This window comes from Saccharopolyspora tripterygii, from assembly GCF_054778355.1.
In genome coordinates, this window is sequence record NZ_BAAGZP010000040.1 from 63,335 (window position 1) to 89,158 (window position 25,824).

The 25,824-nt window shown below is 69.8% G+C and carries 22 protein-coding genes; 14 read left to right on the forward strand and 8 right to left on the reverse strand.

The annotated features are described in order from the left end of the window. The first annotated feature begins 180 nt into the window (after nt 1-180). The 11 genes from ACYVF3_RS27655 to ACYVF3_RS27705 all read left to right on the forward strand — a co-directional run bounded on the left by ACYVF3_RS27655 (nt 181) and on the right by ACYVF3_RS27705 (nt 11,422). On the forward strand, nt 181-1,992 hold the full coding sequence (locus tag ACYVF3_RS27655; RefSeq protein ID WP_461157196.1) for an AMP-dependent synthetase/ligase: 1,812 nt from the start codon (nt 181-183) through the stop codon (nt 1,990-1,992). A gap of 117 nt (nt 1,993-2,109) precedes the next feature. Beyond that, nucleotides 2,110-2,730, forward strand: a complete 621-nt coding sequence (locus tag ACYVF3_RS27660; RefSeq protein ID WP_461157197.1) for a TetR/AcrR family transcriptional regulator — start codon at nt 2,110-2,112, stop codon at nt 2,728-2,730. 67 nt (nt 2,731-2,797) lie between these two features. Beyond that, the gene (locus ACYVF3_RS27665) at nt 2,798-3,595 is read left to right on the forward strand and encodes an MlaE family ABC transporter permease (protein ID WP_461157198.1); all 798 of its coding nucleotides are present in this window, start codon (nt 2,798-2,800) and stop codon (nt 3,593-3,595) included. Beyond that, nucleotides 3,595-4,428 carry an MlaE family ABC transporter permease gene (locus ACYVF3_RS27670; RefSeq protein WP_461157199.1) on the forward strand — a complete coding sequence of 278 codons (834 nt, stop codon included), beginning with the start codon at nt 3,595-3,597 and terminating at the stop codon, nt 4,426-4,428. The genes ACYVF3_RS27665 and ACYVF3_RS27670 overlap by 1 nt, the downstream gene beginning before the upstream one ends. Nucleotides 4,429-4,432: 4 nt before the next feature. Beyond that, entirely contained in the window at nt 4,433-5,635 is a 1,203-nt protein-coding gene (locus tag ACYVF3_RS27675) for an MCE family protein (protein WP_461157200.1), read from the forward strand. Continuing rightward, a complete protein-coding gene (locus ACYVF3_RS27680; RefSeq protein WP_461157201.1) occupies nt 5,632-6,627 on the forward strand; it encodes an MCE family protein in 996 nt (331 codons plus the stop codon). Before ACYVF3_RS27675 ends, ACYVF3_RS27680 begins: the two co-directional genes overlap by 4 nt. Beyond that, a complete protein-coding gene (locus ACYVF3_RS27685; RefSeq protein WP_461157202.1) occupies nt 6,624-7,610 on the forward strand; it encodes an MCE family protein in 987 nt (328 codons plus the stop codon). Before ACYVF3_RS27680 ends, ACYVF3_RS27685 begins: the two co-directional genes overlap by 4 nt. Continuing rightward, the gene (locus ACYVF3_RS27690) at nt 7,607-8,680 is read left to right on the forward strand and encodes an MCE family protein (protein ID WP_461157203.1); all 1,074 of its coding nucleotides are present in this window, start codon (nt 7,607-7,609) and stop codon (nt 8,678-8,680) included. Before ACYVF3_RS27685 ends, ACYVF3_RS27690 begins: the two co-directional genes overlap by 4 nt. Beyond that, nucleotides 8,677-9,678 carry an MCE family protein gene (locus ACYVF3_RS27695; protein WP_461157204.1) on the forward strand — a complete coding sequence of 334 codons (1,002 nt, stop codon included), beginning with the start codon at nt 8,677-8,679 and terminating at the stop codon, nt 9,676-9,678. Before ACYVF3_RS27690 ends, ACYVF3_RS27695 begins: the two co-directional genes overlap by 4 nt. Next, nucleotides 9,675-10,877 carry an MCE family protein gene (locus tag ACYVF3_RS27700; protein WP_461157205.1) on the forward strand — a complete coding sequence of 401 codons (1,203 nt, stop codon included), beginning with the start codon at nt 9,675-9,677 and terminating at the stop codon, nt 10,875-10,877. The genes ACYVF3_RS27695 and ACYVF3_RS27700 overlap by 4 nt, the downstream gene beginning before the upstream one ends. Further along, complete coding sequence (locus ACYVF3_RS27705) at nt 10,877-11,422, forward strand: hypothetical protein (protein WP_461157206.1); 546 nt, start codon at nt 10,877-10,879, stop codon at nt 11,420-11,422. The genes ACYVF3_RS27700 and ACYVF3_RS27705 overlap by 1 nt, the downstream gene beginning before the upstream one ends. Nucleotides 11,423-11,429: 7 nt before the next feature. Here the strand turns inward: ACYVF3_RS27705 and ACYVF3_RS27710 are convergent, their stop codons facing one another. Both ACYVF3_RS27710 and ACYVF3_RS27715 read right to left on the reverse strand, forming a co-directional pair. Beyond that, nucleotides 11,430-12,221, reverse strand: coding sequence for a DUF1684 domain-containing protein (locus ACYVF3_RS27710; RefSeq protein WP_461157207.1), 792 nt, complete (start codon nt 12,219-12,221; stop codon nt 11,430-11,432). A 246-nt stretch (nt 12,222-12,467) separates the two neighbouring features. Next, nucleotides 12,468-13,610 (reverse strand): acyl-CoA dehydrogenase family protein, encoded by a 1,143-nt coding sequence (locus ACYVF3_RS27715; RefSeq protein WP_461157208.1) that lies wholly within the window; start codon nt 13,608-13,610, stop codon nt 12,468-12,470. Between the two features lie 242 nt (nt 13,611-13,852). Between ACYVF3_RS27715 and ACYVF3_RS27720 the strand changes: the two genes are divergently transcribed. Beyond that, complete coding sequence (locus tag ACYVF3_RS27720) at nt 13,853-14,782, forward strand: oxygenase MpaB family protein (protein ID WP_461157209.1); 930 nt, start codon at nt 13,853-13,855, stop codon at nt 14,780-14,782. On the opposite strand, the gene ACYVF3_RS27725 is transcribed toward ACYVF3_RS27720, so the two are convergent. After that, nucleotides 14,775-15,431, reverse strand: coding sequence for a haloacid dehalogenase type II (locus ACYVF3_RS27725; protein ID WP_461157210.1), 657 nt, complete (start codon nt 15,429-15,431; stop codon nt 14,775-14,777). The two genes, ACYVF3_RS27720 and ACYVF3_RS27725, sit on opposite strands and share 8 nt — an antisense overlap. A 58-nt stretch (nt 15,432-15,489) precedes the next feature. On the opposite strand from ACYVF3_RS27725, the gene ACYVF3_RS27730 reads away from it, so the two are divergent. Next, nucleotides 15,490-16,044, forward strand: a complete 555-nt coding sequence (locus tag ACYVF3_RS27730) for a TetR/AcrR family transcriptional regulator (RefSeq protein ID WP_461157211.1) — start codon at nt 15,490-15,492, stop codon at nt 16,042-16,044. 175 nt (nt 16,045-16,219) lie between these two features. On the opposite strand, the gene ACYVF3_RS27735 is transcribed toward ACYVF3_RS27730, so the two are convergent. Continuing rightward, a complete protein-coding gene (locus ACYVF3_RS27735; RefSeq protein WP_461157212.1) occupies nt 16,220-17,425 on the reverse strand; it encodes a hypothetical protein in 1,206 nt (401 codons plus the stop codon). A 147-nt stretch (nt 17,426-17,572) separates the two neighbouring features. On the opposite strand from ACYVF3_RS27735, the gene ACYVF3_RS27740 reads away from it, so the two are divergent. After that, nucleotides 17,573-20,227 (forward strand): glycosyl hydrolase family 65 protein, encoded by a 2,655-nt coding sequence (locus ACYVF3_RS27740; protein WP_461157213.1) that lies wholly within the window; start codon nt 17,573-17,575, stop codon nt 20,225-20,227. Between the two features lie 54 nt (nt 20,228-20,281). Here the strand turns inward: ACYVF3_RS27740 and ACYVF3_RS27745 are convergent, their stop codons facing one another. From ACYVF3_RS27745 to dapA, 4 genes are read right to left on the reverse strand one after another with little or no spacing between them, the layout of a single operon-like run. Continuing rightward, nucleotides 20,282-22,180, reverse strand: coding sequence for an FAD-binding monooxygenase (locus ACYVF3_RS27745; RefSeq protein WP_461157214.1), 1,899 nt, complete (start codon nt 22,178-22,180; stop codon nt 20,282-20,284). A gap of 32 nt (nt 22,181-22,212) precedes the next feature. Continuing rightward, nucleotides 22,213-23,271, reverse strand: a complete 1,059-nt coding sequence (gene hpaD / locus ACYVF3_RS27750) for a 3,4-dihydroxyphenylacetate 2,3-dioxygenase (protein ID WP_461157215.1) — start codon at nt 23,269-23,271, stop codon at nt 22,213-22,215. 26 nt (nt 23,272-23,297) lie between these two features. Continuing rightward, nucleotides 23,298-24,791 carry a 5-carboxymethyl-2-hydroxymuconate semialdehyde dehydrogenase gene (gene hpaE, locus ACYVF3_RS27755; protein ID WP_461157216.1) on the reverse strand — a complete coding sequence of 498 codons (1,494 nt, stop codon included), beginning with the start codon at nt 24,789-24,791 and terminating at the stop codon, nt 23,298-23,300. Nucleotide 24,792: 1 nt separating this feature from the next. Continuing rightward, nucleotides 24,793-25,746: a 4-hydroxy-tetrahydrodipicolinate synthase gene (dapA, locus tag ACYVF3_RS27760; protein WP_461157217.1), complete on the reverse strand. Its 954-nt coding sequence runs from the start codon at nt 25,744-25,746 to the stop codon at nt 24,793-24,795. Nucleotides 25,747-25,824 lie beyond the last annotated feature (78 nt).

Consider the following 25,824-nt stretch of genomic DNA (forward strand, 5'->3'; position numbering starts at 1 on the left):
TTTTATTGACGTGTTGTCAATAGATCGATTCGGGTTGGTTCTCATGTATACGGCTCTGTTTGGCTGAGTTCGCTGCCTTCGCGAACGATTGGGCGAACCCTGTTGACATATCGGCAACAGCGGTTCAGCGTGTGTCGACGCAGTAGGTGCGCCCAGGGTTCGCAACGGAGGGAACAGGCCGTGACCACAGCCGAGCAGGTACACCGGGCCGTCGAAGGCCTGACCATCCCGCGCCTGCTGCGCCGCAACGCGCAGGAATTCCCCGACCACCCCGCGCTCACCAGCGGGATCGGCACTGACACCGCAACCCTGACCTGGTCCGAGCTGCGCACCGAGGTCGTCGCGCTGACCACCGGGTTCACCGCGCTGGGCGTGCGACGCGGTGACCGCGTGCTGATCTCGATGTCCAAGCGGCCCGAGCACTGGGTCGTCGACCTGGCGGCGACCCACATCGGCGCGCTGCCCTGCACCACCTACGACACGCTGAGCACCGAGCAGATCCGCTTCGTCGCCCAGCACAGCAAGGCGACCGTCCTGGTGCTGGAAGGCGAGGAGCAGCTGCGCCGCTGGCGCCCGGTGCTCGGCGAGCTGCCCCACCTGCGGACCGTCGTGACCGTGGACCCGGACATCATCCCCGACCCGAGCTTCGTCGACTACGCCGATCTCCGGGGCGAATCGCCGCATCCCGACGGCGCTTTCGAGAAGCTCGCCGACCAGGCCGATGCGGACTCGCCGCTGACCGTCGTCTACACCTCCGGCACCACCGGCGACCCCAAGGGCGTGGTGCTCACGCATCGCAACGTCATCCACGAGTCGCTGATGCAGGACCACCTCGTCCACGTCCCCGAGCACCCGCGGTCGGTCGCCTACCTGCCGCTGGCGCACATCGCCGAGCGGGTGCTGGGCATCTACATGCCGATCTGCAACGCCGGTCACGTCACCGTCTGCGAGGACCAGGCGCAGCTGCTGCCGACGCTGGCTTCGGTGCGCCCCCACGGCTTCTTCGGCGTTCCGCGGGTGTGGGAGAAGCTCGCCGCCGGCCTGCGCGCGAAGCTGGCGAACCTCCCGGCGGAGCAGGCCGAGGCGATCGAGCAGGCGCGGGCGATCGCCCTGGAGGTCTTCCGGCTGCGATCAGCGGGCGAGGACGTTCCCGCCGAGCTGGCGCAGCGCTACGAGCAGGTCGACGAGTTGGCGCTGCGGCCGATCCGCGCGGCCATCGGACTGGAGGACTGCGGCCGCGCGTTCAGCGGAGCCGCCCCGATCCCGACGAGCGCGCTGGAGTTCCTCGCGAGCATCGGACTCTCCGTCTACGAGGTGTGGGGGCTCAGCGAGACGACCGGCGCGGCGACGGTGAGCACGCCCGAGGTCTTCGCGCTCGGCGCGGTCGGGCGGCCCGGCCCCGGCATGGAGGTCCGCGTGGCCGAGGACGGTGAGCTGCTGGTGCGCGGCCCGGTGGTCTTCGCCGGGTACCTGCAGGAGGACGGCACGATCGACCCGGCAACCGATGCCGAGGGGTGGCTGCCCACCGGCGACATCGGGGCGCTGGACGAGCGCGGCATCGTGCGGATCACCGACCGCAAGAAGGAGATCATCATCACCGCGGGCGGCAAGAACATCGCGCCCACCAAGGTCGAATCGCTGCTGCGGGCGCACCCGCTGGTCGGCCAGGCCGTGGCCATCGGCGACGAGCGCCGCTACGTGACCGCGCTGCTGGTGCTCGACGAGGACGCCGCCCCCGGATGGGCCAAGTCCCACGACGTCGACACGACCGACCTCGGGGAGCTCACCACCCACCCCGAGGTGCTCGGCGCGCTGGAGGAGGCGGTGGCGGAGGCCAACCAGCAGCTGGCCCGGGTCGAGCAGATCAAGACCTTCCGGGTGCTCGCGGGCCCGTGGAGCGCCGAGTCCGGCGAGCTCACGCCCAAGCTCAGCCTCCGCCGGAAGGTGATCGCCGAGCGTTACGCGGACACCATCGAAGGGATGTACACGTGAGGTATTGGCACCTGGCCAACATCCCGTATCCCGGCCACCACCAGCACCGCTGTCCGTGCAGACAGGACGGTTGCGGTATCTTGTTGACACATGCACGGTCATCGGTGAGGAGTCGGGATGAACGCCCAGCGTCCGGTCCAGCGGCGACGGATGGAGCCAGACGCGCGGCGCGCCGAGATCCTGGCGGTGGCCCGCAGGCTGTTCGGCAGGGGCAGCTTCTCGACGGTGTCCACTTCGGACATCGCAGCCGAAGCGGGCGTGGCGCGAGCGCTGATCAACCACTACTTCGGCAGCAAGCGCGAACTCTACCTGGAGGTCGTGCGGCAGATGATGGTCGTCCCGGCGTCGGTCTCCGCGCGGCTGCCCCCGACGACGGCCGAGGAGCGGCTGTCGATCTGCGTGGACCGCTGGCTGGACGTCGTCGAGCGGAACCGGGACATGTGGTTGTCGGCGATCGGCTCGGAGGCGATCGGCCACGACGACGAGGTCGAGCAGATCATGCTGGAGGCCGACGAGATCGCGACCGACCGCGTGCTGGAAGCGGCGATGATGGCCGACGTCACCGAGGGCCGGGAGAAGTTGCGGGCGATGATCCGGGCTCAGAGCGCCATGCTCAAGGCCGCTTCCCGGGAGTGGCTCGTGCGCGGGAGCCTGAGCCGCAGCGATCTGCACGTGATGCTCACCCGCTCGGTGCTGCACCTGGTAAACGTGGTGTTCCCCGCCGTTCGCGACAGCTGACCCGGAACCCGCTCTCCGGCAGCGGTTCTCGTGCGCGCCTGACACCGTCCCGATCGGGACGCGGCGGATGAGCCGCCCTCCCGGTCCCGTCGCGGACGCGCTGCTGCAAGCCGGGCTGCTGCTGGACTTCGGCGCCAGGACGGTCGCGGCCACCGCGAGCGTGCTGGCGCGCGCTCGGCTCGCCTGGCGGGAGTGCCTGCACCAGGTGCACTTCCTGGCCGTGGTGACCACTCTCCCGTCGCTGCTGGTGACGATCCCGCTGGGTGTCGTGGTGGCGCTCAACGTGGGGTCGCTGGCCAGCCAGATCGGTGCCGAGGGTTACGGCGGGGCGGTGGTGGCCTTCGTCGTGGTCGGGCAGGCCGCTCCCCTGGTGTGCGCGCTGATGATCGCCGGGATCGGCGGATCGGCGATGTGCGCCGACCTCGGTGCGCGCACGATCCGCGAGGAGATCGACGCGCTCGAGGTGATGGGCGTGCGCACGCTCGAACGCCTCGTGGTGCCGCGGGTGATCGCGGCCGTGGTGACCACGATGCTGCTGGCATGCATCGTGATGCTGGTCGGCATCGGCACCACGTTCCTGTTCCAGGTCTCGGTCCTGGGTGCCTCGCCGGGCATGTTCCTGCAGACGCTGGTCCAGTACTCGCGGGTCTCGGACTTCGTGATGGCGCTGGTCAAAGCGGGGGCGTTCGCCGTGCTCACGGCTCTGGTGGCCTGCTTCAAGGGGATGACCGCCAAGGGCGGCCCGGGCGGCGTGGCCAACGCGGTGAACGAGGCCGTGGTGATCTGCTTCGTGTGCGTGTTCATCGCCAACACCGCCCTCACCGAGCTCTACCCGCTGCTGGTCCCGGCGAAGGGTGAGTTCTGATGCTCGCCGCGCCTTCCCGCTTCGCCTCGTCGGTCGTGCGGAACCTGGCGCTGATCGGGCTGCACGTGACCTTCTACGTCCGCGCGATCGCGGGCGTCCCGGCCGTCCTGGTGCGCTACCCCAAGCACATCGTGCGGCTGGTGACCGAGATCAGCTTCGGATCGGCGTCGTTGCTGGCCGGTGGCGGGACGGTAGGCGTGGTCTTCGCGATGTCGTTCGTCTCCAGCACGCAGGTCGGGCTGGAGGGCTACCGAGGCCTCGACCTGCTGGGCATGTCGCCGATGACCGGGCTGATGGGCGCGCTGGTCAACACCCGGGAGATCGCGCCGATCGTGGCCAGCATCGCGCTGGCGGCGAAGGTCGGGACCGGGTTCACCGCGCAGCTGGGCACCATGCGGGTCGCCGAGGAGATCGACGCGCTGGAGTCGCTGGCGATCCCGTCGCTGCGCTACCTGGTCAGCACGCGGATGGCCGCGGCGTTCATCTCGGTGATCCCGCTGTACCTGGTGGGTCTGTTCGCCTCGTACATGGCGACCGGGTTCGCCATCGTCTACCTCAACGGCGACTCACCCGGCACCTACAACGCCTACTTCCACCTGGCCCTCACCCCGACCGACGTGCTGTTCTCACTGGTCAAGGCCGTGGTGTTCGCGCTGATCGTGACCTTGATCCACTGCGCGCACGGCTACTACGCGACCGGCGGCCCGGAGGGCGTCGGCAAGGCGGCCGGGCGGGCGCTGCGCACCAGCATCGTGGCGATCACCGTGGTCGACGTGCTGCTGAGCCTGCTGTTCTGGGGCGTGCGGCCCTCATTGCCCGCGTTGGGGTTGTGAGCCGATGGCACGCAGGAGCGAACGGACGTCCCTGGCCTTGCGCGGAGTCGCGGCGATCGTGGTGCTCGTCCTCGGCGCGGCGGTCGCCGTCGCCGGCAGCGCGGGGGTCTTCCAGCCCGAACCGGAGGTGACCACCACGCTGCCCGCCGCCGCGGGGCCGATCCGGGAGAGCACTCCGGTGCAGTTCCGCGGCATCGAGGTCGGCGAGCTCTCCGAGGTCGAACCCGACGAGAGCGGGGCGCGGCTGACCTTGCGGCTCGACTCGGAGCGGATCGGCGAGATCCCGGCCGACGTCGTGGTCAGGCTGCTGCCCCGAACCCTGTTCGGAAACCAGTACCTCGACCTCGCCGGACCCGAGAAGCGCGGCGGCGCAAGGCTCGTAGCAGGCGCGAGGCTCGCCCCGGACACCTCGCGGCCCACCGCGCAGCTCTACACCACCTACACGCGGATGTACCAGCTGCTCGACGCGCTGGAACCCGCGCAGCTGCAGGTGGCGCTGACCGCCCTGGCCGACTCGCTGCGCGGGCGCGGTGAGCGGCTGGGCGGGATGATCGACGACAGCGCCGCCCTGATGGACGAGGCCGCTCCGATCCTCGACGGCCTCGGTTCGGACCTGGAGACGATGGCCGCGGTCAGCGACGACCTGCGGGCCGCCTCCCCGGATCTCGTCCGGACGCTGGACAACGCGGTCGCGCTGTCGGCGGTGGTGGTCCAGGAGCGGGAGAACATCGGATCGCTGCTGTCGGGCGGCATCGAGGTCACCGACCGGGCCCAGCGCTTCGTCGACGCCAACGGCGACCGGGCCGTGCAGCTGGTGCGCGCAGCCGACCCGATCACCGACATCCTGGGCGCCGATCCGGGGGCGCTCGGCGACGCCAAGGCGGGCGTCGACTCCTTCCTGGACGGCGCGAACCGCGCGTTCTCCACCGGGTTCTTCAAGATCCGCGCGAAGGCGAGCCTGGAGAGCCCGCACCCCTACGACGCGCAGGACTGCCCGCGCTACGGCGCGCTGCGCGGTCCGAACTGCGCGGCGGCCGACACCGGTCCGATCGGTCCGGTCGGCTCGGCGCAGGAGGACGACGTCCTGCGCCGGCTCGCTCCGCTGCTGCCCGCGCCGGAAGGTGCGCCGCCTGCTCCCCCGTCGCCGGACCTGCTCGGGTTGATGCTCGGCCCGATGGTGCGCGGATCGGAGGTGATGACGCCGTGAAGCGCGTGCCGTGGATCAGGCTCGCAGCGTTCGTGCTCGTCTCGCTTCTGTGCGGAACGGTCGTGATCAACACGATCGGCAACCCGGTGCTCGGTTCGACCCGGCAGTACCGGGCGGTGTTCACCAACGCCGAGGGTCTGATCCCGGGCAGCGACGTGATGGTCGCCGGTGTTCGGGTAGGCAAGGTCAGCGAGGTCGAGCTCGACGACGGGCTCGCCCGGGTGTCCTTCGAACTGGCCACCGACCAGCGGATCCCGTCGGGCGGTGTGGCGGCGGTGCGCTACGCCGACATGCTCGGCGGCCGATTCCTCTCGCTGGCACCCGGTTCGGGCGGTCCGCCGCTCGCCGAGGGCGCGGAGATCCCTTTGGAGCGCACGCGTCCCCCGCTGGACCTCACGGCTCTGCTCAACGGGTTCAAGCCGCTGTTCGAGGCGATCGATCCGCAACAGGTGAACCAGCTGGCGGGCGAGATCGTCGCGGTCTTCGACGGCGAGCGCGGGACGATCACCGACCTGCTGGCCAAGGTCGTCGCGGTCACCTCCGCGCTGGCCGAGCAGGACCAGGTCATCGGGCAGGTGGTGGACAACCTCAACACCGTGCTGGGCACGCTGAACCAGAACCGGGAGCAGATGCGCGGCCTGATCTCCGGGCTCTCGCAGCTGACCTCGGCGGCGGCGCAGCAGGCCCCGCAGATCGCCGAATCGGTGGACAGCGGTGCGGCGCTGGCGGGTTCGCTCAACGACGTGCTCGGCGACATCGGGCCCGGCCTTTCGCACGACGTGCGCTCGATGCAGCAGATCAGCGCCGCGATGGTGCGCGACCAGCAGCGCTTCGCCACCGCCGCGCACGAACTCCCGGGGTTCCTCACCTCGCTCAACCGGGCCGGCGGCTACGGGTCGTGGGTCAACGTCTACATCTGCAACCTCAGCGTCTCGGTCGGCGGGTTGGGCGTGAACCTGGGCGTGGGGCCGCACACGGAGGTGTGCCGATGACTCAGGTGCTGCCGGGCAAGGCCCTGCGCAACGGCACGATCGCCGCGATCGCGGCCGCCGTACTGCTGCTGGCCGCGGTCCTGGTGCCGCAGCTGGCCTTTCGCGCCCGAACCGACGAGCACGTCGCGGAGTTCGCCAACGCCGCCGGGCTGACCACCGGCACGCCGGTCAACGTCGCCGGAGTTCCCGCAGGGCGGGTGACCGGCGTGGAGCTGGCGGGTGACCGGGTGCTGGTGACCTTCCGGCTCGACGAAGGGCAGCGGCTGGGGACCAGCACGCGCGCCGGAATCAAGATCCGCACGGTGCTCGGCACCCGCTACCTCCAGGTCGAACCGGCCGGGCCGGGCGAGCTGGACGGCCCGATCCCGGTGGAGCGCACCGCGGTTCCCTACAGCCTCGACGAGATCAGCCGGGGCGCCACCGCGACCACGGCGGGCCTGGACGCCGACCAGCTGAACCGGATGATCGGCACCCTGCGCCAGGCGTCTCCGGCCGATCCGCGGCTCACCGGTGACGCGCTGGCCGGGATCAGCGACGCTGCGCAGGTCCTCGGTGAGCGCGGCGAGCAGATCAACGCACTGCTGCGCGGCACCCAGTCGCTGACCGCCGCGCTGCTCGACGAGCAGCACTCGCTGGTCACCATGCTCGGCGACGCCCGCCTGATCGCCGACGTGCTCCACCAGCGGCGCGCCACGCTGCGGCAGCTGATCACCGACCTCGATGGCATCACCGCGCAGCTCGACGGCCTGCTGCGCGACAACCGCGAGGTCATCGACCCGCTGCTGACCGACCTGCACACCATCACCGACGCGCTGGAGCGCAGCGACCGCGACATCGCCGAGAGCCTGCGCCAGCTGGGACCCGCGAGCCGCTACGTCACCAACGCGTCCGGGAACGGTCCGTGGGGCGATGTTTCGGCACCGCTCGGGCCCGTCCCGGACAACGTCCTGTGCGTCGCCGGACTGCTCCAGGGGTGCCGATGAACACCGCGACGAAGATCGTCGCCGCCGCGTGCCTGCTCGTGGTGCTGGCCACCACCGGCTGGTACGGGCTGCTGCGCCCGCACCAGACCATGGCCGTGTCAGCGGATTTCGCGTTCGCCGACGGCATCTACCCCGGCAACCGGGTCGCGATCCTCGGGGTTCCGGTGGGCACCGTGCGGTCGGTGCAGCCCGCCGGGACCGCGGTGGAGGTGACGATGGACCTGCCGCCGAACACCGAGATCCCCGGCGACGCCCACGCGTACATCGTCAGCCCTGCGGTGATCAGCGACCGCTACGTCGAGCTCGGCCCGGCCTACACCGGCGGCCCGAAGCTCGCCGACGGCGCGTCGATCCCGTTGCAGCGCACGCATTCGCCGATCAAGTGGGACGAGCTCACCAGTTCGCTGGACACCCTGCTCAAAGCCCTCGGCCCGCAAGGCGGAGCACCTGGTGGGCTCGGCGAGCTGATGCGCGTCGGCGCGGACTCGCTGGACGGACGGGGACCCGCGATCCGGGAGGCGATCACCCACGTCAGCCAGGCCACCGAGGTGCTCGCCGACGGCAGCGGCGACATCAAGGCGGTGCTGGCCAACGTCGACCGGCTGCTCGCGCTGCTCGTCGAGCGGAAGTCCACAATAGACTCGCTCGCGTCGAGCACCACCGATCTCACCGCCGACTTCAACGCCCAGGACCAGCAGATCGGCGACGCCCTGACCCGCTTGTCCTCGTCGTTGACGCAGGTCAACGATCTGATCCGGAACCACGGCGACCAGCTCACCGGCGACGTCGCCCAGCTCACCCAGCTGTCGCGGACGCTGTCCGACCACCAGCAGCAGCTCGCCGAAACCCTCGACGTGCTGCCGCTGGGCCTGGACAACCTGCAGCGCACCCTCGCGCCCGACGAGCGGATGCGGCTGCGGCTGGACGTGTCGACCAACCTCCGGCAGTTCGACACCACCGCCGCCCTGTGCGATCGGCTGCCGCTCCCGCTGTGCGACGGCCCGGGCATCGTCAACCCGATACCGATCCCCCTCCCGCTGCCCAGCGGCTCCACCGGAGGTGGCCGATGAGACGACGGGCGATCGCCGCGCTGCTCGCGGTGCTGACGACCTCCTCGTGCGGGCTGAACCTGCAGAACGCGGGAATCGGCACCGGCCTCGGCGTCCCGAGCAAGCACGTCACCGCCGTGTTCTCCGACGCGGGCAGGCTGCCGCTGGGCGGTGTCGTGCGCTCCGGGCAGGCCGAGGTCGGCCGGGTCACCGCCATCCGCACCCGCGACTTCCAGGCGCTGGTGGAGATGGACATCGACGCTGATTTCCCGCTGCCCAGCGGCACGTCCGCCCAGCTGCAGCTGGCGTCACCGCTCGGCGAGGCGTTCGTGATGCTGGACCGGCCGCCCGGCGGCCCGCAGCTGGCCGACGGCGCGGTCATCCCGATCGAGCGCACCACCCGCGGGCCCGACATCGAGGACACCCTGGCGGCCGTGGGAACCGTGCTCAACGGCTCCGGTCTCGACCAGGCGCGCACCGTCGTCGGCGAGCTCAACACCGCCCTGCAGGGTCGCGAGGACGAGGTCCGCGACCTGCTGCACGAGCTGCAGTCGGTGCTGGGATCGCTGCAACGGCACCGCGACGACATCGACCAGGTCATCACCTCGATGCATTCGGCCTCCGAGGAGCTTGCGCGCAACAAGCCGCTGCTGGAGGCGACCTTCACCGAGATCAAGCCCGGCGTCGACGTGCTGCTGGCCGAGCGCGAGCGCTTCGGCCGGTTGCTGTCCAACACCGCAGCGCTGAGCACCACCACGAACGAGCTCACCCGGCGCACCGCGGGCACCCTCACCGACGAGGTGCACCAGCTGCGCCCCGTGCTCGACGAGCTGCGCGGCTTCGACGGGGAGCTCGGGCGCACGCTCGACGGGCTGGCCCGCTTCTCGCAGCTGTTCCAGCAGGCCACGCCCGGTGACTACGTGCTGTTCAACGGAACCCTGGACGTGCCGGGAACGCTCGGCGAGATCGTCGCTCCGGGCGCTGGTCAGCCCGCACCGCCGGGAGGGGGGACGCCGTGAAGCAGGACCGGTTGATGCTCGTGCAGATCGCGCTGTTCGTGCTGATCAGCATCGGCTGCTCGATCTACGTGGTGACCAACGTGGTGCGCCCGCACATGATCTCCGAGCCGAACCACGTGTCCGTGCGGATGCCCGACGGTTCCGGCATCACGCCGGATTCGCTGGTGACGTTCCGCGGGGTCGAGATCGGTGCCGTCACCGACGTGCGCATCGAGGGCACCGGGGTCACCGTGCTGGTCTCGATCAACGCCTCGGCACGCGTCCCCGCGTCGTCCCGCGCGGTGATCGCCCAGGACACGCCGATGGCGTTGCAGCACCTCGACCTGCGCGCGGACACCGATGCGGGCCCGTTCCTGCGCGACGGCAGCGTCATCGAGGCCGACCGCACCGCGCGCCCGCTGCCGCTGGAGACGCTGCTGACCGACTTCACCGCGATCAGCGACAGCATCGATCCGCGCGACGTCGACCGGCTCGGCGAGGCGCTGGCGACCGGGCTCAACGGCGCGGGCCCGGAGCTCACCCGGATCCTGGACAACACGGCCGAACTGCTGCGCACGACCCGCGAGACCGTGCCGCAGCTGCGGCGGACCCTCGACAACGGCCGCACCTTCGTGGGCCCCGACGGCGAGCAGGGCGATCGGCTGCGCGTGCTCGCCGCGAACCTGCGCTCGCTGACCGACCAGGCGCGCGGCCAGGAACCGCAGGTCCGGTCGCTGCTGGCCAACGCGCCGGAGGGGACCCAGCAGGTGGCGCGGCTGATGGCCGACAACGAGCCGGCGGTGACGGCGCTGCTCGGCAACCTGGTCACCACGGGCCAGATCGTCAGCGTCCGGGGACCGGCGATGCAGCACGCGCTGGTCACGCTGCCCGGCACCTTCGGGGGACTGGGCAAGATCGTGCACGGCGACACCGCGGACTTCGACCTGGTCATCACCCAGGGACCGGTGTGCGTCACGCCGATCGAACGCCGCTCCCCCGCCGACGCAGAACCACGCGATCCGGCGCTGGACTGGCACTGCCCGGGCGACGATCCTCGGATGGGTCAGCGCGGCGCCGCCAACGCGCCCCGACCGATGGCCACCTACGACCCCGCGACCGGCGACACCGGTGCCGGGTTCCGACTCGGCACCTCCGGCGGGCAGAGCGACGTGCTCGGCTCCCGCTCCTGGTACTCGATCCCGCTGCAAGGAGTCCGATGATGACCGACACGACCACCCGGGACGAACCGGACACCGCCACGGCCGGACCGCTGCGCCGCAGCGCGAAAGCCCTTCGCAGGCCGCGATTCCTGGTGATCGCGGTGGTCGTGGCCCTCCTGCTCGGCGCACTGGCCTTCACCGGCCTGCAGCTGCGCCGGCACGCCGCCGACGAGTCGGCCGCCGCGTCGGCGAAGGAGGCCGCCCAGCGCTACGCGGTGGACCTCTCCACCTACGACTACCAGCGTCTGGACGACAACTTCGCCGCCGTCACCGCCAACGCGCACGGCCAGTTCGCCCAGCAGTACAAGCAGGTCAGCGCCAGCCTCACCGAGCTGATCCGGCAGAACCAGGCCATCTCGCGGGGCACCGTCCTGACCGCGGCCACCGTCGAGGCCGATCAGGACCGGGCGGTGATCGCCCTGTTCGTCGATCAGGAGATCACCAACAAGAACAACCCCGAACCCCGCATCGACCGCAACCGCATGCAGATGACGCTGGTCCACGAGGACGACCGCTGGCAGGTCGAGGGGATCCAGCTCCTCTGACGCGTCCTCAGGACTCGGCGCGCTCGTAGGGCAGGAGTTCACCCGCGGTCACCTCGAACGGCAGGTGGTTGCCCTCCGGCGGCAGCGGGCAGGTGGCGAAGTCGGTGAAGGCGCAGGGCAGGTTGATCGCGCGGTTGAAGTCGAGCGCGACGGTGCCGTCGGCGGCCGGTTCGGCGGTGAGCACCGAGCGGTTCGCCGGGTAGGTGGTCACCCCGCTGGTGGCGTCGGTGAACAGGATGTTGAGGCCGCTGCCGGTCTTGCCGTTGAACGCGGTCAGCACGTGCTCGGTGCCGTCGCGCTCGAAGCGCACGAGACCCGGCGCCTGGTACACGTGGTTGAGGCCGGGTGTGACGGCACCGACCGTCGTCGGCCGGGGCTCGGCGAACGGCTCGAAAGTACCGTTCACCACCCATTCCGGGTCCGGCTGGTAGGCCGGAACTCCCCGGAAGTCGCGCAGCGCGGTGGCTTTCGGCGAATGCACCCGGATCAGGTAGCCGGAGCGACGCGCCACCTCGACCTCCACATCACCGGCCGACACCCGCGTGCCCGGCCCGCTGTTGACCAGCTCGAAGCGCCGCACCCCGGTGATCGGTTCGCCCTCGTGGGACAGTTCGGCGCCCTGCGGGTCGACGTAGGCGGCCTCGGCATCCTGCCACCACACGCCCGGGGCTGCCGGGTAGGTGGCGGGAACGTCGGTCAGCCAGTCCAGGGAGACCAGGGCCAGCCAGCCGAGGGGGTCGGCGAGCTCGCGCTCCCGGTTGGCGTGCCAGTCCTGCCACTGCTCGATGTACGTGCTCATGGCCCCTCCATCACGTCGCGTCGTCCCGGTCCGGCGGGCGAAAGCGCCTCCCGGTGGGGACGCCCTCGACGATACGACGGTGAGGCGCGGGCCGACGGCGCCGTCCACAGCGTGGAACCGCCCACGGCACCGCGCTCACCCAGGAATGCGGCGGAGCCGTTGTTTCAAGTGTGAGGCTCAGCTACCCGCACCGCCAAGCACGGCGATTCTGCAATAACTCCTTACAAAGCTGATTGCTCAACAGCCTCAGAGACCGAAGGTCTTGCCGATGATGTCTCGTTGGATCTCGCTGGTGCCGCCGTAGACCGTGGACACCACGGTGGAGCGCAGCATGGATTCCATCCCGTACTCGGTGGCGTAGCCGTAGCCGCCCAGCATCTGCATCCCCTCCAGGGACACGTGCTTGGCGAGTTCGGTGCTCTTGAGCTTCACCATCGACGCCTCGCGCGCGAAGACCCGGCCCGGCTCGCGGTCGATGGCGGCGGCGACGCTGTAGAGCAGCAGCTGGGCGCACTCGATCTCGGTGGCCATGTCGGCGATGCGGTGCTTGAGCGCCTGGAACGACCCGATCGGCCTGCCGAACTGCTCCCGCTGCTTGACGTAGTCGAGCGTGTCGTCGAAGGCCCGGCGGGCGGCGCCGACCATGCTCGCACCCAGGATCATCCGCTCCAGGTTCAGCCCGGCCATCAGCTGCGTCCACGCCTGCCCGACGGTGCCGACCACCGCGGAATCCGGCAGGAAGCAGTCGGTGAAGTACAGGTCGTTGACCTCCCGGCCGCCCATCGTCTCGATGCCGCTGATCTGCAGCCCTTCGACGTCGGTCGGCACCATGAACTGGGTGAGCCCGCGATGCTTGGAGTCCTCGGTCGAGGTGCGCGCGATCAGCAGGACGTGATCGGCGATGTGGGCGTTGGAGCACCAGGTCTTCTGCCCGTTGACCACCCAGCCGCCGTCGACCCGTTCCGCGCGGCAGACCAGAGCGCCGACGTCGGACCCGGCACCGGGCTCGGACATCGACACCGCTTCGACCCGGCCGCGGGCGACCCCTTCGAGCACCGTGCGCTTCTGCTCCTCCGAGGCGAACTTCTCGTAGGCGGCCGCGGTGATGATGGTGGTCGCGAACCCGCTCATCGGCACTCGCCCGTAGGCGGTCTCCTCCAGGAACAGGCACAGCTCGGTCATGCCCTGACCGGCACCGCCGTACTCCTCGGGCAGGTAGATGCCCAGCCACCCCAGGTCGGCCAGCTTGTCGTAGAGCCCCTGGTTGTGCGGCTCCTCGCCGTGGGCGGTCAGCTCGTCCCGCTGCTCCTTGGTACCGCACTCGCGGCGGCAGAACTCTCCGACGGCGTCGACCAGGTCGCGCTGCTCATCGGTCAGGACTCTTGGCATGACGTGCCCTCCAAGGCTGCGAGCGCGATCAGCGCCGCGCCCGCGTCATCCGGCGCGGCACAACTCGCGCGAGATGTACCTCCGGAAGTCTGACAACACTGTTGACAGTCTGTCAATAACCGCACTGGCATCACTCCCGGACGATGTCCTCGTTTGCAACAATGCCAGGCTTTTCAGTTCTGTTGACCTGTGCACAACAAGGCGTTAACTTCGAAGCGTCGATGGTTGGGGAGGTACCTGAAATGCGGCGCTTCGATCGCCTGAAGACGATCCTCGCTCTGGACCCCGAGCAGGACTGCGACGAGATCTACCGGCTGCTGTCCCAGTACGAATTCCCCTGGGACTTCACGCGTTCGCTCGAACTCGCCCTGTTCCGCACCTACGCGGTCCCGACGATCGGCCGGCTGCTCGACCGCACCGGGGAGTTCACACGGTGCACCCAGAAGCGCTACGACGACACGGTTCTGGTGCTCTACGAGATCCTGCTCGGCGACTCCGCGCGCGACCGCGAGCAGGCGCTGGACCACCTCAACCAGATCCACTGGCGCTACCGGATCAGCAACGAGGACTACCTCTACACCCTCGCGACGTTCGTGGTCATGCCGGTGCGCTGGATCAACGAGTTCGGCTGGCGCCGGTTGCACCCCAACGAGATCCAGGCGCTGACGCGGGTGTGGAGCCGGATGGGCGAGGGCATGCGCATCGAGGGGATCCCGGGCACCTACGAGGAGTTCGAGCGCCTGCTCGACGACTACGAGCGCGAGCGCTTCGCCTTCGACGAGGGAGGCAGACGCGTCGCCGAATCCACCATGCGCCTGTTCGGCTCGTGGTTCCCCCGCCCGCTCTCGGCCACCGTCAGCGACGCGACCCGCCTGCTCATGGACCCGCACCTGCTCGACGCGCTGCACCTCCCCCGGCCGCCGCAGTTCGCGCGGCGAGCCGTGGAGCTGGCGCTCAAGGCGCGCGGGCAGTTCCTCCGCCTCGGCTCACCACCCCGTCCGGATTCCCGACCCGTCACCCCGAGCCCCGCCACCTACCCGGGCGGATACCGGCTCCACGACCTGGGGCCGGCGTCCTTCCACCGCAAGCCGACCCGGCGCGACGCCCCGCCGCCGATGTCCTGCCCGGTCACCGCAGAACCCGAGACCACCACACCGCCGCAGCTCAGGTGAGCAGACCCCGCACGGTCGAGGGAAGGTCGTCGCCGACGCTGTCGGCCGGATCGAAGGTCGGGTTGTAGCGGCCTTCGAGGCGGCTGACCCACCCGGTTCGCAGGCCCGCCCTCTTGGCCCCGTGGCAGTCCCACGCGTGCGCGGCGACGAGCGCGACGCGGTGCGGCGGCAGTCCCAGCCACTCCGCGGCGTAGCGGTAAGCGCCCGGCGCGGGCTTCCAGATCCCGACGTCGGCGCAGGACAGCACCGCCTCGACGTGCTCGGACAACCCGTTGTGCGCGAAGAATCCGCTGATCGTCTCGGCCGAGCCGGTCGTCAGGCCGATCACGCGCACTCCCGCCTCGCGGAGCTGCTCCAGCGCTGGGAGCACGTCGTCGTGGGCGGGGAACCGGCCCCACCCTCCGAGCACGTGATCCACCGTCGCCTGGTCGTCCTGACCGGTGACGTCGCGCAACGCGGCGGCGCAGATCTCGTCGAAGCTCCGATACCCACCAGCGGCGGCGAGCGCCATGCCGTCGCGCACCGCGCGGTCGAACCACGCGCCGAAGAGGTCGGCCGGATGGCCGCGTTCGGCCATGCGCCCGGGGACCTCCTCCAGCGACATCAGGGTTTCGACGACGTCGAACGCGACAGCCTTGATCTCGGGCACGTCCCCTCCCAGGGTGAAACGGTCGTTCTAGTAGAACGACCGTTACACTAGGCGGGTGATGACGAACCGGGCAACCCCGGCTCGCGACCGCCTGCTCGCAGCGGCGGACGAGCTGTTCTACGCGCGCGGCATCAACGCCACGGGCATCGACGCGATCGTCGAACGCGCCGGCGTGTCGCTCGCGACCTGCTACAAGCACTTCGGCGGCAAGGACAAGCTGGTCGCCGCCTACCTCGCCCGGCGCGACGAGCGGTGGCGTGCCGACTGGGAAGCGGCCATCGCCGAGAGCGACGACCCCCTGCTGGCCCTGTTCGACGCCCTGGAGCGGTGGTGGACCGCCACCGGGCACCGGCGTGGTTGCGCGCACGTGGACGCGACGGTGGAGCTCACCGACCCGGATCACCCCGCGCTCGCCGTCGTCGCCGAGCACAAGCGCCACCTGCTCGACCGGCTCGCCGAAATCGCTGCCGCGGAGGGGTTTTCATCCCCATCAGAAGTGGCCGCGGACGTCCTCCTGATCTACGAGGGCACCCTCAGCGCACTCCTGCTGAACATCACCCCGGCCCCCTTCGCGCAGGCCCGGCGCCTCGCCGCAGCACGCACCTCACGCTGACCGCGCAACGCACCGGGCCGACAGGAGGACCCACGCAACACCGTTCTGGGGTCGGATTGAGGTGGGTCGGGTCGAGGTGGGTCGGGTTGGGTTGGGTTGGGTTCGGGGGAAGTTTTCATGAAAACTTCCCCCACCCCAGCATCACACCTCCACGCAGGACGACCACGGACACCTCTCACGAAGTCTGCGCGCGCTTGAAGTCCTCCAGCCAGGCGTAGTTCGGGGTGGCTTCGCCGTTCGGTCCGGGGCGCACGGTATTGGAGGCGTAGATGCTGTTGAGCAGCCACGGGGTGCTCTTCGCGGTGAAGTCCTCGCCGGACATCGCCTCGTCCTGGCCGATTCCGTAGGTGGCGACGGCCAGCTTGCCGGTGGCGCGGAACTTCGCCATCTGCTCGCTGATGTAGTGCTTGTTGCCCTCGAACCACGGGCTTTCGCGCAGGAAGTCGTACCAGCGCTCCTTCGGGAAGGCCTCGTTCAACGCGCTGCGGATCACCTGCCAGACCTGGGTGCCCGCCGGAACTCCGTACTTCTCGGCGTAGGCTGCTGGGATCTCGTCGGTGAGGTGGTTCTTCCACAGGTGCACCAGGGAGAACTCGGTGGCGAGGAACTTCTTGTCGCCGAGCTTGGGCAGGACGTAGTCGAGGTACGCCTGGGCTCCGCCGGGCTCGTCGACGTGCGGGTGGATGTCGGTGCCCTCGATCTCGGGCGTCTCTCGGACGTAGGTCATCCAGCGCTCGGTTCCGCTGTGGACCCATTGGGGGTCGTCGAGATGGTTCAGCGCGCCCATGTAGAGGACGGTCTTGCACCCGTCGGGGAAGTTCTTCGTCCGGTAGTCGATGACGTGCTTCGCCACGGCTTCGTAGAAGTCATTGATCGCGCCGTTGGTCCGATCACCCGCCGGGCACTCGATGAACGGCTCGTTGCCGATGACGAGTACGTCGACCTTGCCCATCACCTCGGGCAGCACCTTGTCGACCCTGGCCAGGTCCTTTCTCATCTCCCCGGTTCCCGGGCGGGGAATTTCGTCGTGCGTCTTCGGGAAGTACGGGAACTTCAGCGACAGCACGGCCTTGTGGTCGCGAGCAACGGCTTCCAGCAGGGTTTTGACCGCCCGCTGGCCGGCCGGATCCGGCCCGTCGAAGTCGGGCATCGCCGCGAAGCCGCGCACCCAGGTCGCCTCGGCTCGATCCAGCCCTGTCCAGGTCATGATGCTCGGGTCGCCGTTGAAGTTCGCCCCGAGAGCACCGGTCGGGGAACCCGCCCGGACGGCGCTCGCGGCCGCGTTCGTCGTCGGCCGCACGCCGCAGGACGCGCCACCGAAAGCGGCGGCCCCGACCATTGCCGCCAGTTGGATCAATCGTCGTCTTGAAAAGGAGCTCATTCGTCCACCTCTACGCGACATGAATTCCTCCCACCCAGCATTTGCAGAAAGCCGGACATGATCGGCGCCACCTCGACTTGACGTACGAATGCCGCCGAAGCAGGATTCCCGATCACCATCCGAAAGCGGACACAGGAGTTGACTCGGGTGAAACTGCATCGTTCAAGCAGTGTGCTGGGCGCCGCGCTGCTGGTCACCGCGGGCGCGATGGTGCCCGTCGCGGGCGCTGCCCCGGCGAAGCCGCCTTCGCGTTGCGGGAGCGACGCCACGTGGGAGCTGTCGACCGATCGGTTCGACCCGGCCTACACCGCGCACGCCTTCGTCGGCAACGGCTACCTGTCCCAGCGCGTCCCGCCGACCGGGGCCGGCTACGCCGCCACCGGGGAGAAGACCGGATTCCCGCTCGAAACTCCCCGCTACGACGGTGCTTTCGTGACCGGACTCTACGGCGAAGGACCCAGTTCGCAGACCGACGTGCCGCGGCACGCGATCGCCGCCATCCCCACCTGGTCGTCGCTGACCGTCCGCGCCGGTGAGCACACCTTCACCCCGCAGACCCCGCCCGAGCAGATCTCGAACTTCCGCCAAGCGCTCAACGTGCAGTGCGGCATCCTGTCGACGTCGCTGACCTGGACCACGCCCGATGGCAAGGCCACCGACCTCGCCTTCGACGTCGTGGCCGACCGGACCAACCCGCACGTCGGCGCCGTCCGCGCACGGGTGACTCCGCGCTGGTCCGGGCAGGCCGAGGTGAACGGCGCCATCGAGGGCGCGGGCGCACGCCGGATGCAGCCGACCACGAGCGAGGCCGAGGGCGAAACGGTGCGAGTCGGCTTCGAGACCGACGGCGTCGGTGCGCGGGGCACCGTGGCGTCCACGCTGGTCGCACCCGACGACGTCCGCGGCACCCCCGAACAGCGGGCGGCCGGACTCGACGCCGAGCAGAAGTACCGGTTCGACGCCCGGAGCGGCAAGACCTACGAGTTCGGCAAGTTCGTCGGCGTCGACACCTCGACCACGACGCCGGACCACGAAGCCGCCGCCGTGCGGGCCTCGCAGGAGGCGGCCGATCGCGGCTGGGACGACCTCATCGACGCGCACGTCGAGGCGTGGAAGCGGTTGTGGGAGAGCGACATCCGCGTCCCCGACCGCCCGGATCTGCAGCGGTCGTTGCGGTCCGGCAAGTACGCGATCCTCTCCAGCATCCGCGAGGGCCAGGACACCAGCGTCGCTCCCTCCGGGCTCAGCAGCGACAACTACGCCGGGCTGAACTTCTGGGACACCGAGCTGTGGATGTACCCGAGCCTGCTGCTGCAGCACCCGGACATCGCGAAGTCGGTCGTGGCCTACCGCGAGAAGACGCTGCCCGCCGCCCGCGAGAACGCCCGCTCGATCGGCCAGCAGGGCGCCTTCTACCCGTGGACCAGCGCCGACAGCGGCGACCTGCAGAAGGACTGCCACAGCTGGGACCCGCCGCACTGCCTGACCCAGAACCACCTGCAGAGCGACATCGCGCTGTCCACCTGGCAGTACTACCTGGCCACCGGGGACGAGGCGTGGCTGCGCGAGCACGGCTGGCCGGTGCTGCGCGGCGTCGCCGAGTACTGGGCGGGCCGGGTGACCCCGAACCCCGACGGCAGCGTGTCGATCAACAACGTCGCGGGTCCCGACGAGTACAGCAACGGGGTCAACGACGGCGTGTTCACCAACGCGGGCGCGGCCACCGCGCTGCGCCACGCCACCGAAGCCGCCCGGGTCCTCGGCGAGCCCGCTCCGCCGGAGTGGAACGCCATCGCCGACGAGGTGCGGATGCCCTTCGACCAGCAGGCCCAGGTGTTCCGGCAGTACGACGGCTACGCGGGCCAGCGCATCAAGCAGGCCGACGCGGTGCTGCTGCAGTACCCGCTGGAATGGCCGATGCCGCCCGAGGTCGCCAGGAACACCCTCGACTACTACGCGGCGCGCACCGACCCGGACGGGCCCGCGATGACCGACTCGGCGCACGCCATCGACGCCGCCGCCAGCGGCGAGCCCGGCTGCACGACCAACACCTACCTCGACCGGTCCATCCGCCCGTTCGAGAAGGACCCGTTCGCCCAGTTCTCCGAGGCGCGCGGCGAGCGCGCCGGGGAAGGCGCAGGTGCGCCGACGTTCAACTTCCTCACCGGAGCGGGCGGCTACACGCAGGTCTTCACCCACGGGTTGACCGGAATGCGCTGGAGGGGCGACCGGGTCGTCCTCGACCCCGTGCTGCCGCCGCAGCTGGGCAGCGGTGTCGAGCTGACCGGGCTGAAGTGGCAGGGGCGCACGTTCGACGTCCGCATCGGCCCCGACCAGACGACGGTGATCCAGCGCAGCGGTGAGCCGTTCACGGTGCAGGACCCGCAGGGCGAGCACGTGGTCAGCGAGCAGCAGCCGCTGATGCTCAAGACCCGCAGGCCGGACCTGGCCCCGACCGACAACCTGGCCCGGTGCAAGCCGGCGGAGGCCGACAGCGAGGAACCGGGGCGCTACGCCGAGGCAGCGGTGGACGGCAACGCCTCCACGCCGTGGCACCTCAACGGGCCGCAGGGCTCGGCGACGGTCGATCTCGGCGCTGCGCAACCGATCTCGCGGATCACGCCGCACTTCAGCGAGATCGCCCCGTCCTCGCACCGGCTGCTGACCTCGGTCGACGGCCGGACGTTCACCGAGGTTCCGGCGGACCTGCCGGAGGGGCACATCGCCCGCTACGTGCGGGTGGAGCTCACCGGGCCGGAGGGACCGGAGCACACCGGCATCGCGGAGCTCGAAGTCCGCTGACACCCCGCTTGGGTGGTGGGGAAGTTTTCATGAAAACTTCCCCACCACCCAAGCTCAACGGGTCTCGGCGGGGTGGCGTGCGGTGGCCACGCCGTGGAAGAAGGCCGTGAGCTCCTCGTGGGCGTCGAGGGGTAGGACGTGGGAGACGTAGTGGTCCGGGCGGACGACGACCAGGACGCCTTCGCGGTCGAGGCTCCGGGCTTCGAAGATGTCGTCCGAAGGATCTGCCGCGTAGACCTTCTCGTAGTCGATCAGCTCGTACGGACCGACCTTCGGCAGGTACGCGTCGGGCACCCGGCCGAGGTCCACCTCCGCGTGCGGCTGCTGGTAGACGACCTTGACGTCGAACCAGGCGTCCGGGTCCACCCCGGCCGGTGTCCGCGCCACCACGGGTGAAGCGGGATCGGTCGCGATCCACTCGGCGAACTCCGCGGCCTTCGACCGCTCCCCCGGCGCCGGCCGGTCGGCGAAGGCGTAGAGGCGCCAGCGCCCGTCCGCGCGGTGGTGGTGGCCGAGCTGGACGGGGTTGCCGTCGCAGACCCGCCGCACCAGGTGCGATTTGAACCGCTTGCCGATCGGGAATCCCCCGGCCAGGTCCTGGTGCACCGCCTCCGCCGTGATCATCGACGGCTCGTACTGCGTCATCAGACCGGCCGGGAACTCCGCGGTCTTGACGTAGAAGTCCTCCAGCTCGGTCGGGTCGGAGAGTTCCTCGGGCCGGGCGGCCATCAGCTTCGACCAGCGGCGGTCGAAGTCGATGAGGTTCTGCGCGATCACCTGACGTTCAGCGGAGTAGGTGTCCAGCAGCGAGGGGTCGGCGCGACCGTCCAGGACGTGCCCCACCTTCCAGGCGATGTTCCACCCGTCCTGCATGGAGACGTTCATGCCCTGGCCGGCCTTGGCGCTGTGGGTGTGGCAGGCGTCGCCGGTGATGAACACGCGCGGGTGCCGCGCTCCGACGAGCTCGGCAGGCACGTCGTCGAACTTGTCGGTCAGCCGGTGCCCGACCTCGTAGACGCTGCGCCAGGCGACGTGCTTCACCGTCACCACGTAGGGGTGCATGATCCGGTTCGCGCGCGCCTCCACCTCGGCCTGGGTGGTGTGCCGGACCTCGCCGTGGTCGTCGTCGGAGGTCTCGCCGAGGTCGACGTACATCCGGAACAGGTGGTTGCCCTCACGCGGGATGAGCAGGATGCTGCCGCCGTCGTGGGACTGGATGGCGCACTTGGTGCGGATGTCGGGGAAGTCGGTCTCGGCGAGCACGTCCATCACGCCCCACGCGTGGTTGGCCTGGTCGCCGACGAGCTCCCGCCCGATCGACTCCCGCACCCGGCTGCGCGCGCCGTCGCACCCGATCACGTAACGGGCGCGCACCGTGCGCTCGGAGCCTTCTCCGGGCTCCGCGGTCCGCTCCAGCCGCACGCTCACCCCGTCGTCGTCGGCGTGCAGGTCCAGCACCTCCCACCCGTAGTCCGGTTCTATCCGGCCGGGGGCGTTGCGCGCGGCCTCGGCGAAGTAGTCCAGCACGCGCGCCTGGTTGACGATCAGGTGCGGGAACTCGCTGATCCCGGTCGGGTCGTCGGGGGTGCGCGCGGCGCGCACGATGTTCTCCGGCCGCGCGGGATCGGGCTTCCAGAAGGCCATCTCGGTGATCCGGTAGGCCTCCTCGATGATGCGCGCCGCGAACCCGAAGGCCTGGAACGTCTCGACGCTGCGCGCCTGGATGCCGTCGGCCTGGCCCACTTCGAGACGTCCCGGCCTGCGCTCGACGAGCCGGGTCGTGATGTCCGGGAACTGGGCGAGCTGAGCAGCGGCGATCATGCCGGCCGGGCCGCTGCCCACGATGAGAACGTCGACCTCGTCCGGCAGTTCCTCGGGGCGGTCGAGCCCGACGCCCGCAGCGGGCTGAACACGAGGATCACCGGAGACGTATCCGTGGTGGTGGAACTGCAACGATCTCTCCTCACTCCATCGTGAGTACTCGCTCAAAGCGAGGTGCCGAGTTTGAAGCCCTTCTCCTCGTCGCCCTTGCGCGTGTAGGAGAAGCCGTCGGCGCCCACGGTGACGGCCATCTCGCTGCTGTCGGTGCGCTCGTGCACGGGTTGCGGGTTGCCGTCGAGGTCCAGGACCGGGGACGCCTCGGTGTACCAGGACGGCACGACCGGGTTGCCCCACCAGTCGCGGCGCTGGTTGTCGTGGACGTCCCAGGTCACGACGGGGTTGTCGGGGTCGCCGGTGTAGTAGTCCTGGGTGTAGATCTCCACCCGGTGACCGTCGGGGTCGCGGATGTAGAGGTAGAAGGCGTTGGACACCCCGTGCCTGCCCGGCCCCCGCTCGATGACGTCGGACAGCCGCAGCGCGCCGAGCTTGTCGCAGATCGACAGGATGTTGTGCTTCTCGTGGGTGGCGAAGGCGATGTGGTGCAGCCGCGGCCCATCACCACCGGTCAGCGCCGTGTCGTGGACGGTGTCCTTGCGCCGCAGCCAGGCCGCGTAGGTGATTCCCTCGGCGTCCTTGATGTCCTCGGTGACGCGAAAACCCAACTCCTCCAGGTAATCCCGTCCGCGCGGCACGTCCGGCGTGACCTGGTTGAAATGGTCCAGCCGCACCAGGACGCCCGGGGTGTGGAGCTCGTAGCGCCACGCCAGCCGCTCCACGTGCTGCACCTCGTAGAAGAACTCGTACGGGAAGCCGAGCGGATCGGTGACCCGGACCGAGTCCCCGATGCCCCTGGCGAAGCCGTCCGCCCGGCGTTCGGTGCGACAGCCACGCGCGGCGAACCAGCGCTCCGCCCGATCCACGTCCTCGGGCGTGCGCACCCGGTAGGCGAAGGCCGCGGCCGCGGCGACCGGTCCCTGGCGCAGCACCAGGTTGTGGTGGATGAACTCCTCGGTCGTGCGCAGGTAGATCGCCTCGTCGTCCTCCTCGGTGACCACCAGGCCGAGGACGTCGACGTAGAACTCCCGCGACCTGGCCAGATCCGTGACCACCAGGTCGAGGTAGGCGCAGCGGACGATGTCCGGTGGGGTGAGGTCGGCGCTCATCGTCGAATGCTCCTTCGGTGCGGGCGTCAGGCGCCGAACTTCGGGGTGTGGACCGGGGCGAGCGAGATGTGCACGGCCTGCTGGTCGGAGTAGAAGTCCAGCGACCGGTACCCGCCCTCGTGGCCGAGGCCGGAGGCCTTGACCCCGCCGAACGGGGTGCGCAGGTCGCGCACGTTGTGCGAGTTGAGCCAGACCATCCCGGCGTCGACGCGCTGCGCGAACGTGTGCGCGCGCTCCAGGTTCGAGGTCCAGACGTAGGCCGCCAGGCCGTACTTGGTGTCGTTGGCCAGTTCCAGCGCTTCGGCGTCGGTGTCGAACGGCGTGATCGCCACGACCGGGCCGAAGATCTCCTCCTGGAAGATCCGCGCGGTGGGCGGCACGTCGACGAACACCGTGGGCTGGACGTAGTTCCCGCTCTCCATCCCCGGCGGACGTCCGCCGCCCGCAGCGAGTTTCGCTTCGGACTTCCCGATCTCGATGTAGCCGGTGACCTTCTCGTGGTGCTCCGGGTGCACGAGCGCACCGACCTCGGTGGCCGGGTCGTGCGGGTCGCCGACCTTGACCTTCTCGGCGCGAGCGACGTAGCGGCGGACGAACTCGTCGTAGATGCTGCGCTCCACCAGGATTCGGCTCCCGGCGGTGCAGCGCTCGCCGTTGAGCGAGAACACCCCGAACACGGTCGAGTCGATGGCTGCGTCCAGGTCGGCGTCGGCGAACACGATCGCCGGACTCTTGCCGCCGAGCTCCATCGACAGGCCCTTGAGGGTCGGTGCGGCGTTGGCGAAGATCAGGCTGCCGGTCGCGGACTCGCCGGTGAAGGAGATCAGCTGGACGTCGCGGTGCTTGACCAGCGCGTCCCCGGCCTCCTCGCCGAGCCCGTTGACGATGTTGAACACTCCGTCGGGAACCCCGGCCTCGCGGAAGATATCCGGCCACAGACCAGCCGAAAGTGGCGTGAACTCAGCGGGTTTGAGCACGACGGTGCACCCGGACGCCAGAGCCGGCGCGAGCTTCCAGCTCTCCAGCATGAACGGAGTGTTCCACGGCGTGATCAGGCCCGCCACGCCCTTGGGCTTGCGGTTGACGTAGTTGACCTGCTTGCCCGGCACCTTGTAGGTGTCGTCGGTCTGGGCGACGATCAGGTCGGCGAAGAACCGGAAGTTCTCGGCCGCCCGCTTCGCCTGCCCCAGCGCTTGGGTGATCGGCAGCCCGGTGTCGAAGGTCTCCAGCTCCGCCAATCGCTCGTTGCGGCTCTCGACGATGTCGGCGATCTTGTTCAGGATCCGGGCGCGTTCGCGCGGCAGCATCCCCGGCCACGGCCCGTCGTCGAAAGCCTCGCGGGCAGCGGAGACCGCGCGGTCGATGTCGGTGCTCTTGCCCGCCGAGGCCTGCAGGTAGGGCTTGTTGGACACCGGGTCCAGGACCTCGAAGGTGTCGCCGTCGAGGCTGTCGGTGAACTCGCCCCCGATGAAGTGCTGGATGCGCTCGGGCAGATCGGACGGCATGTGCTGGATGCCCATGTCAGTTCCCTCCGGCGAGGATGTCGGTGTCGTCGACCGGCGACAGCTGGTCGGTTCCTTCGGCGAGCAGCGCGCGGATCTTGTCCTTGCCCGCGTCCGTCGGGGTGATCAGCGGTGAGCGGACGTGGGCGGAGCGGATCAGGCCGCGCTCGGCGAGCACCCACTTGACCGGCGCCGGGTTGGTCTCCACGAAGATCAGGTCGACCAGCGGGTGCAGCCCGTAGTGGATGTCCAGCGCCTCGTCCATCCGCCCGGCGTGGAACGCCTCGTACATCTTCTTCGTCGCGCCGGGCGCGATGTTGGCCGTGGCGCTGACGAAACCGGTGCCGCCCAGGGCCAGCAGCGGCAGGCACAGCAGCTCGATCCCGGACCACACCAGCAGATCCCGGCCGGCGGCCTTGATCACGCGCGAGAAGTGCTCGAAGTCCTTGGTGGTCTCCTTGATCCCCACGAAGTTCGGCACGTCCCGGTGCAACCGGGCCACCGTCTCCGGAGCGATCTCCACCGCGGTCCGGCTCGGCACGTTGTAGGCGATGATCGGCAGGTCCGGGTACTCCCGGGCCACCGCGGAGTACCAGACGTAGAGCGCTTCCTGGGTCGGCTTCGCGTAGTACGGCGTGATGATCAGAGCCGCGTCCACGCCCGCCTCGTAGGCCGCACCGGTGAGCTCGATCGTCTCGTCCAGCTTCGCCGAACCCGTGCCCGGCACGACCGGGGCGCGGCCGTCGACGGTCTTGAGCACCGTGCGGATCGCGTCCGCGCGCTCGTCGATCGACTGCGCGCTGGGTTCACCGGTGGAACCACCGATGGAGATCCCGTCGGATCCCTGCTTGAGCTGCCACTCCACGAGGTTGGCCAGCGATTCGTGGTCCACCGCGCCCTCGTCGGTGAACGGGGTGATCACCGGGGCGATCGACCCCGTCAGCTGCTCGGGTCGGGTACGCCAGTTCGTCATCGCCGTACCGCCTCTCCGCGATTTTCAGTGGTGGTCACGTCCCGATGAATCCCTTCGGTCGCCGGGATTTCCTGCGGC